At 62.2% G+C, this 8,210-nt stretch carries 6 protein-coding genes; 2 read left to right on the top strand and 4 right to left on the bottom strand.

Annotation, left to right across the window (positions count from 1 at the left end; all coding sequences use genetic code 11):
- Positions 1-378: 378 nt before the first annotated feature.
- Positions 379-1,242 carry a glycosyltransferase family 2 protein gene (locus ACN0VH_RS17970; protein ID WP_417701690.1) on the top strand — a complete coding sequence of 288 codons (864 nt, stop codon included), beginning with the start codon at positions 379-381 and terminating at the stop codon, positions 1,240-1,242.
- 164 nt (positions 1,243-1,406) lie between these two features.
- On the opposite strand, the gene ACN0VH_RS17965 is transcribed toward ACN0VH_RS17970, so the two are convergent.
- A complete protein-coding gene (locus tag ACN0VH_RS17965) occupies positions 1,407-4,616 on the bottom strand; it encodes a reductive dehalogenase (RefSeq protein ID WP_417701688.1) in 3,210 nt (1,069 codons plus the stop codon).
- Between the two features lie 138 nt (positions 4,617-4,754).
- Between ACN0VH_RS17965 and ACN0VH_RS17960 the strand changes: the two genes are divergently transcribed.
- Complete coding sequence (locus ACN0VH_RS17960) at positions 4,755-5,531, top strand: helix-turn-helix domain-containing protein (protein WP_417701686.1); 777 nt, start codon at positions 4,755-4,757, stop codon at positions 5,529-5,531.
- On the opposite strand, the gene ACN0VH_RS17955 is transcribed toward ACN0VH_RS17960, so the two are convergent.
- Genes ACN0VH_RS17955 through ACN0VH_RS17945 form a run of 3 tightly spaced genes read right to left on the bottom strand, consistent with a single transcriptional unit; the run spans position 5,528 to position 8,062 of the window.
- Positions 5,528-6,301, bottom strand: coding sequence for a LamB/YcsF family protein (locus ACN0VH_RS17955; protein WP_278924426.1), 774 nt, complete (start codon positions 6,299-6,301; stop codon positions 5,528-5,530). The genes ACN0VH_RS17960 and ACN0VH_RS17955 overlap by 4 nt on opposite strands.
- A gap of 13 nt (positions 6,302-6,314) precedes the next feature.
- Positions 6,315-7,331, bottom strand: coding sequence for a 5-oxoprolinase subunit C family protein (locus tag ACN0VH_RS17950; protein ID WP_417701683.1), 1,017 nt, complete (start codon positions 7,329-7,331; stop codon positions 6,315-6,317).
- A complete protein-coding gene (locus ACN0VH_RS17945) occupies positions 7,328-8,062 on the bottom strand; it encodes a 5-oxoprolinase subunit B family protein (protein ID WP_417701681.1) in 735 nt (244 codons plus the stop codon). The genes ACN0VH_RS17950 and ACN0VH_RS17945 overlap by 4 nt, the downstream gene beginning before the upstream one ends.
- Between the last annotated feature and the right edge of the window lie 148 nt (positions 8,063-8,210).

Here is an 8,210-nt window from a genome sequence, read left to right as displayed (position 1 = left end):
GCCGCTGCCGGTAGAGGGGGTTCTAGTGTTAACTCATACTTCCCGCAAGCGATAATTTCACAAAATTACATCTTTTTCAAATCCATCTGATTTATAAAGCAATATTAGCTAGTTACCGTAAGCCATTGCTGTCGAAACCGGCACTCGGTCGACGGTTTAGTAGGCTTAGCTTTGCGCAGCCAGGACCCCCACCTCGCCGCAGCATCAATATATAGGGGCAACACCCCTTCCGACCACAAGAGTAGCCGCGACTCACGTCATGAATCGAGTCAGAGGTTGCTTCCTTTGCACGAAGGAATCAGACTGCCTTGAGGGTTGAGCAAGCCGACCCGTCAAAGCCTCTTGGCGAGACAGGCCCAGGCCGACATAGTGTGCGGCATGAATATCTGTGCACTTACCATGGCGCATAAGGACCACTGGGCGCTGTCCCAATGGTATCGCCACTACAGCCGCCAGCTTGGGGCTGAGAATCTCTATGTCGTTTCCCATGGTGCGGACCCGCAGGTGCAAGAGATCTGCCCCGGGGTCTCTGTTCTGACGATACCGCGCGATCGCTTGCAGGGGTTTGATCATTGGCGCGGCCGCATGTTGAACGGCTTTCAGCAGGGCCTGCTGGAACTGTACGACTGGGTTATTCGCACCGATGCGGATGAGCTGATCTGCGTCGACCCTGGACGCTGGGGATCCCTGGGGCAGATGATGCGGGCGCAAGAGGCCCCTGCCCTTTTTGCGCTTGGCTTCAATATGTTTGATTTCCCCCCCACAGATCCGGTGGCCAGAGGGCAGTCGGTTTTCGCCCGGCGCCGGGATGCGGTCTTTACCGGGCACTACAGCAAGGCCTGGGCGGTACGGCGCCCCATTGGGCTACGGCGGCACGGCCTTCAGCTGCGCCCCGGCCGATTAGCCGAGTTTCCGTTTGTGATGCCAAGAGGTGTGTATCTGGCACATCTGAAATTTGCGGATGCCACGGCCCTGGCTGAAATGACCACGGTGCGCCACGAAGTCGGCAATAGCAAAGGGCCAGGTACGCCCGGCAAGGCCTGGCAGCAGGCCAGCACCGAGGCCAAAGGGAAGGTCGCCGACGCCAGGGCCATGCCACTACTGAACTGGGAAGCCGCCGAAGAGCAGGCCTGGACAGAACTGCAATCCCCGGTCCGCGACAGTGCAACCTCTGTATTACGCAGTAAAAGCCTGCGCTTTGGTCATCGCACGCAGCTGCCGGATTGGTTTGCTTCGCTATAGGCACGCCCAGTGTCCAGTTGCACGCCCTCCTGTTTGGCGCTCTGTCAAGAGAGCCAAACGCGCCGCAGCTTGGCTGCGGCGCCCGGCCCAAGGGGCGCGAGGCATCTTTGATGTCTCTGGCGCTGCGCGGGAGCTCCCCCTTGCTCCGCGCGCCCCCTCTGCCGCTACAGATCGACTTCAATCACCCCGTCCGGCTGGGCCGCGCGCGATTGGCACAAGATCACTGCCGTCTTGCGTTGCGCCTTGGACAGGACAAAGTCGCGGTGCTCCACCTCGCCCGACACAAGCCCGCATTTGCAGACCCCGCAGATGCCATCGGCGCATTTAACGTCGATGTGCACACCATTTTCGGTCAGTACATCTGTGGCGGCGCGGTCAGCGGGCACCTCAAGTGTTTTGCCGGAGCGCGCCAGCACCAGTTTGAAAGCATGGTTTTCATACTCCGGCAGGTCCGGGACCGTGAAATATTCAAGATGGCGCGCCTCCTCGGGGAAACCCTGGCGCGCGGCCGCCTGCATTACCCCGTCCATGAAGCGTGTCGGACCACAGGTATAGACATGCTGCCCCGGCGCGTAGCCCGCCAGCAGCTGATCCAGATCGGCGCGGGTTCCCTCGGCCGAAACATGGATCTGCACCCGATCAGCCCAGGGCATGGCGGCCAAGTCTGTCAGATAGCCCGCACTGGCGCGATCCGAGATCGAATAATGCAGTTCAAACGCCCGGCCCAGCGCATACAAGCGATGCGCCATGGCAATCATTGGCGTGATCCCGATGCCGCCGCCCATGAGATAGCTTTTCACCGCACCCTCTTCCAACGGGAAATGGTTGATCGGTTGCGAGACAAACACCCGCCGCCCCTCGGCAAAGATCCGGTGCAAAAGTTGCGATCCGCCGCGCCCCGCGTCTTCGCACAGCACCCCAATCTGGTAGCGGCTGCGATCGGCAGGATCGCCAGACATGGAATATTGCCGCAGGTATTCCGGTGCCACCACGATGTCGAGATGCGCCCCGGCAGTCCATTGCGGCAGCTCTGCGCCATCCAGGCTCTCAAACTCATACTTGGTGACACCCGGGCTCATCTTCTCGACCCGCGCCACCCGTACCGCCAGCACCGGACTGTCAACATCGCTGCTGTAGCGATGTTCCCAGGGGCCGGTCTCCCCCTTGCTGCGGCGCGCCTTGTAGTCCTCGGCGGTGATCATCTGCTGGTAGGCCTCGATCCCGGCCTCGCGGTCCATCGGAAAGGGATAGGGCCAGGGATGCGGCGCCAGATGCGCCGGGTAGACGGCCAGGGTCTGGTCCTCGTATTTCAGGTGCAAATCTTTTTGCAGCGCGCGGGCGTTCACCGGATGGCGGGTCGGGCGGTAGCCACCGTCGTCCTCCATCTCCAGGTCCCACCACCATTTCTTGGCCGGGTTCATTTCGCCATTGCCCAGCGCATCGTCCAGTTTGGCCAAGACAGGCGCCGCCTTTGGCATGGTCATCGCGGCCCAACGAAAGGGGCGCTCGGCAAAGATCCCCTCCAGGTTCCAGGGGCAGGTCTTCATGCAGCGGCCACACATGGCGCCGCCCGGCGTGGTGATCCGGTAGGTGGTGCATTTCTGGCTGTCGCTCTTCCAGATCTCATAGCCGTTGAACATCAGCTTGGGTCCGGCAGTGATCGCCCCCGAGGGGCATTCACGGGCGCATTTATTGCAGGCCTCGCAGAATTTCTGCAGGCCAAAGTCGATTGGCTTGTCATGCGCCAGTGGCATATCGGTGGTCACAACCCCGGATTTCAGGCGCGGGCCAAGAAAGGGGTTCAGGATCACCTCGCCAATGCGGCTGACCTCTCCCAAGCCTGACAACAACAACAGTGGCGGCTGCAGCACCTCGCCATCCATCACCGTATGGGCCTTGGCCTTGTAGCCAAGATTGCGGATCTGGCGGGCAATGACTCCGCCCAGCAGCGAGAACCGCAGATAGGCCCGCATGGACTGGGCCACCGCGATCCAGTCATCCCCCGAAGTGCCCTCGGTGGTGTCAAAGCCCTGATCGACAATCATGCTGATGGCCTGATCATGCTCGGGATGGATTTCAGCACCCGTGGCATCGTGGCTGTACCAGGTCCAATCCGGGCAGCGGCTGATGCCCACCGCATCAATGCCCAGCCAATAGCTGGCCGCTTTGACATTGGCGGCATTGCGCGCGGCATCCGCAGGGCGTGGTCCCCGTGACGGCACCCCATCCTGCAACAGCACAAAAGCGCCAAGCATGCGCCGCTGCGCCATCGACGGTGCCGCCTTGCGCACATAGAACCCACCAGTCGCAGCCGCCTGATTGGCCTTGCCCATGTCGCCGAACTGACTGCGGGCAAACATATCGGCGCGCTTGGGCACCCGCGCGACATTTGGTTCGTCAATATAGGTGGTGGGGTCATCCACCCGGTTCAGCGTCTCAAACGGGTGCGGCCCATCTTTGAACTCACGGGATTTAAAGGGGTCCGTATGAAAGGCAGAGCGCTGCGAGCCAAGCCCCAGCCACCATTTTGGCCCCTTGACCTGCATCATCGGTTGCTGATCCAGCGGCAGCAGTGGCCGGTCCTGCGCCAGTTCAAAATCGGTGGTGACCACCGCAATGCCAAAGCGCTCTCCCAGATAGGGATTGACCAGCCGCCCATCCTGCACCGTCACCAGCCCCGCCGCCACCGCCAGCTTGTTCAGATCCACATCCGAGGAAGTGCCGGTATGGGCCTTGGCATCCCATCCCAACAGGCGGATGTAATTGGCCAGCACCACGGCCGTTTCACTGGCCCGCAGGCAGGCGCGATGCTGCTCGGCCCCCTGGATCCAATCCGCCCCCTCTTCATCGGGGCGGGGATCGCGTGGCATGTCATAGAGAAAGACGATGGCGTGCTTGTGATCGCCAATGGTGGTGGGCGGTGCCTGCATCGCCTCTTTCAGATCGGCCATGATATGGTCGATCCCCGCCGCCAGCGTCTTGGTCTGGCGGGTCTTCAAATCCTGCGACAGGCGGTCAATATCCGGGTTGCGAAACGGCCGGGTCAGCCGCGCGCTCTCTGGCATCGGACCAATCCCCACCATGGCGGCATCGGCAAAATAGCCAAAAGCCTTGATATGGTTGGCGCGTTCCTGAAGGTCACTGGGACAGGTGGCCTGTGCCCTGTTCACCAACCCGTCACGGATCGCATCCATCATAGCCTGGTATTCCCCCATGGCATTGACGATAGAGGTCGGCGCAGTGGGGCGGCGGAAGTCCAGCGGCTGGGTCGGCGGCACCGCAGCCAGATCCGGCATCGGCCCAGGCATCAGCCGTTCCATCGGGTAGGGGCCCAAATGGATCGCACGTTTGCGGTTGGAAAATATCTGGGTCATCTGCCGGGCCTCGCCGCTGGGTTCGCTGGAACCTGCTTGACTATTTCACAACAGACGCCCCAGTCTGTCACCCGAATGAGTGACATATTCCCTCCAAGACCGCTCCCTCGGGGTGATGTCGCCGCGTTGGTCGCTGCCGTGGTGCAGCCTGATTTTGCCCTCCAGGTGCTGGCCTATATTCGGGGCGCCGCCGAGATCGCCAATTTTGGCACCTTCTATGTGGCCGACATGTCCCGCCCTGCCCCGGTTCTGTCGATTTGGGCGGGCGAGATGAGCAGCTATTGGTTCAACCGCAATGCCAGCGTGATCCTGAAGAATGACCAGCTGATGCAAAGCATTCTGCAGCGGATCCGCGCTGCCCAGAGCGGTGGGCTGATGATCGAACGCTGGCGCCCCAGCCCGCAGGATCCGATCAGCCCGATCTATGTTCGCGATCAGGTGATCGAGCGGGTCACCGTTTCATCCTACAGCGAGCGGGTGGGCTTTCAGTCGTTTTTCCTGCGCGGCAAGGCGGCCGGGTGGATCAGCGATGCCGAGATGCAGCGGCTGCAAGAGGTGCTACCGCTGGTACATGAACTGATCGGGTTGCGCCACCGGATCGCCGGCGGCACCGCATTTGGCCGGGCCGCATCGGGGCGGGCGGCTGCGGGGCGCATTGTCACCCTGCGGGATCAGGATGCTGGCCCCTTTGGGGGACTGACCCGGCGTGAAGCAGAGGTCTGCGATCTGGCGGTGCGCGGGATGAGCGTGGCGGGCAGCGCGCTTGAACTGGGCGTATCCGAAAACACCATCCGCACCCTGCGCCGACGCGCTTATGGACGGCTGGGCGTCAGTTCGGCAACCCAGATCGCCACGCTGATACTCAATACAATTGACGAACCTCCATCAGGCCCGCAGCAAAATAGCAGCGCCTAGCCTGTGCGCCCGGCGAACTGCTGCAAACCAACCCCGCCCGCCTTGAGGCTGTTGCGCACCGATTGTGCCAGCGCGACCGCCTCGGCGGTGTCGCCATGCAGGCAGATGGTGTCAATCGATGTCTCGATCCGCTTGCCGCTTTGTGTGATGATCGCGCCTTCCTGCACCATCTGCAAAATGCGCGGACCGGCCAGACTGGCGTCATGGATCACCGCGCCCGGCAGGCTGCGGTCCACCAGGGTGCCATCGTCGTTATAGGCACGGTCGGCAAAGATCTCACCACACCAGTTGCAGCCAAGATCACGCACCACATCCTCCATCGCGGTGGCCGCCAGCACCATGATGATGATATCGGGGTCGACCTCTAGCGCCGCCTCATAGCAGGCGCGTGCCATGGCATGATCAACACAGGCCATGTTGGACAGGGCGCCATGCAATTTCAAATGCCGCACCTGTGTGCCCAGCGCCGCTGCCATGCCACGCGCCGCGCCCAGCTGGTAGCGCACCATATTGCCCAAGCTGGCCGGGGTCATCTGCATCTTGCGTCGCCCAAAGCCCTGCAGATCGGGAAAGCCGGGATGCGCCCCGATACCAACACCATTGTCGCGCGCCCGCGCCATGGTGGCGGCCATCACGTCCGGGTCACCGGCATGAAACCCACAGGCAATATTGGCCGAGGTCACAATATCCAGCAGCGCGCTGTCATCGCCCATGTTCCAGGGGCCAAAGCTTTCGCCCATATCAGCGTTCAGATCGACGGTCTTGTTCATCGGGTGTCTCCGTTCAGGCAAAGGGGTCGGTATCGGCGGAAACCACACCGCTGATCAGTTGATAGGCCAGCAGATCCTGCATATGCGCCGGATCCCGCAGCAGGGGCATGCACTGGCCCGGCAGGGATTTCATCTGGGCATCGTGCCTGGCCTGCAGCGCCAGCCCCTCTTCCAGCGAAACCCAGTCGAACCGCAGCTCTGTTCCGGCCTGGGCCTGGCCGACCCGCGGCAGATCGCAGGGCAGCACGGTGCCGATCCGGGGATAGCCGCCGGTGGTCTGCGCCTCGCGTAGCAGCACAAAGGGCTTGCCATCGCCAGTCATCTGCACGTCACCCGGCACAATGATTTCCGACAGGATATTCAACTGCCCTTCAGCGGCAAAGCCCGCCCCGTCAGAAACCAGCTCCCCCCCCATGCGATTGGCACGGGATCCGCGCCTGAAGCCGGTTTCCGCAAAGCGCGCCCGTACATCAGCGGCAAAAAGATCGGACTGAAAGCCCGCAACGATACGCAGGGTGCCGCCCTGAAAGCGATCCTCTGGCGTTAGTCCCAGCCCGGTCTCACTGCTTTGATCCGGGCCACAGGGCAGCAGATCATCCACTGCGATGGTGCGTCCCAGCCCCGACATCAGATGTGCCGCCCGCGCCCCCAGCATTACCGCGCTGTCGATGCCACCGCCCAGATGCAGATAGCCGTAGACCCCGCGCCGTGCTGCGCCGATCTCCAGCCGCTGCCCGGCCTGCATCTGATGCGATGCGTTCCAGGCCAGGGCCTCGCCATCCAGACTGACCTGCATCGGCGCCCCGGTCAGGGCAATCCGCAACGGGCCAGTGGCCTCGAATAGCCCGCCCATGCCCGCCATTTCCAGTGCCGCCAAATCGGCAGATTGGCGTAGCAGCGCCGCGCCCTCTGCCAAAGCCAGCAGATCCACCGCACCTCCGCGCGACACCCCCTGTTGCAACTGCCCCGGTCGCCCCTGATCCTGTATCGAGACAAGCGGGCCAATGCGAAGAACCTTGAGCGCATTCATGCGGGGATCTCCTCCCGGCTGGCCCCGCCAAAACGGCTGTCTTCTGCGCAGAACCTATCATAGTCAGATCTTGAAACCGGAGTGAAAATCATCTCATCCCCCGCGCGCAGCGCAATCGGATCCTGCGATCCCAGCTGAAAGCTGCGAAATCCAGTCTGCCCCACATGTCGCCAGCCCGTCGGGGCCGTTGTTGCAAAGAGCACAAACTGGCTGATCGCCAGCACCAGCGCACCAACGGGCACCTGCGGCGTCAGTTCCGTCTGGCGCGGCAGATTCCACTCTGCGCCAAGCGGGCCAAGATAGGGCTGCCCCGGTGCAAAACCAATGGTCAGGACCCGCACCCGCGCCGTCCCCAGGCTTTCAATTGCCCGGGCTTCGCTTAGGCCTGCCGCATCGGCGGCCTCGCCCAATTGCGGCGCCAGTTCAGTGCCAAAGACGGTAGGTACCTGCCACAACCGACGCCCGCCCGGCAGCGGCGCCTGCAGCCAGTCCTGCTGGTCCAGCAGTTCCCAAAGCCGCTCTTGCAAGGTCTCATGGCGCAGGGTGTTGACATCAAAGCGCAAAAATACCGAAGCCAACGAGGTCGAAACCTCCTGCACACCGGGCCAGGCGCTGGCTTTCACCGCCTCGCAAAAGGCCAGGGTCGCACGGTTGGAAGCCTCGCTCAGCGCATCGGAAAATGTCACCAGCATCCCATCCAATCCGGCGGTGCGAATGATCGGAAATTTCATCGCGCTCTGTTTCACCCTATTGTTCCCACCCTGTTTGGCGCCAAGGTTGCGGCGCGCCTGCCTGCTGTCAATATGCCTTTTGCCAACGCGATACAAACCACCGCGATGGGTCTTGGTGGTTGATGTGAAAAGGGCGTGTCAACCCAAG

Source organism: Pseudophaeobacter sp. (genome assembly GCF_048267565.1).
Lineage (GTDB): Bacteria > Pseudomonadota > Alphaproteobacteria > Rhodobacterales > Rhodobacteraceae > Pseudophaeobacter > Pseudophaeobacter profundi.
Note: the sequence above shows the minus strand (reverse complement) of the source record. Positions and strands in the feature narration are given on the sequence as shown.

Excerpts from the sequence above, each read along its gene's own strand:
- ACN0VH_RS17970 (WP_417701690.1), top strand. The coding sequence starts at position 379 with ATGAATATCTGTGCACTTACCATGGCGCATAAGGACCACTGGGCGCTG.
- ACN0VH_RS17965 (WP_417701688.1), bottom strand. The coding sequence starts at position 4,616 with ATGACCCAGATATTTTCCAACCGCAAACGTGCGATCCATTTGGGCCCC.
- ACN0VH_RS17955 (WP_278924426.1), bottom strand. The coding sequence starts at position 6,301 with ATGAACAAGACCGTCGATCTGAACGCTGATATGGGCGAAAGCTTTGGC.
- ACN0VH_RS17950 (WP_417701683.1), bottom strand. The coding sequence starts at position 7,331 with ATGAATGCGCTCAAGGTTCTTCGCATTGGCCCGCTTGTCTCGATACAG.
- ACN0VH_RS17945 (WP_417701681.1), bottom strand. The coding sequence starts at position 8,062 with ATGAAATTTCCGATCATTCGCACCGCCGGATTGGATGGGATGCTGGTG.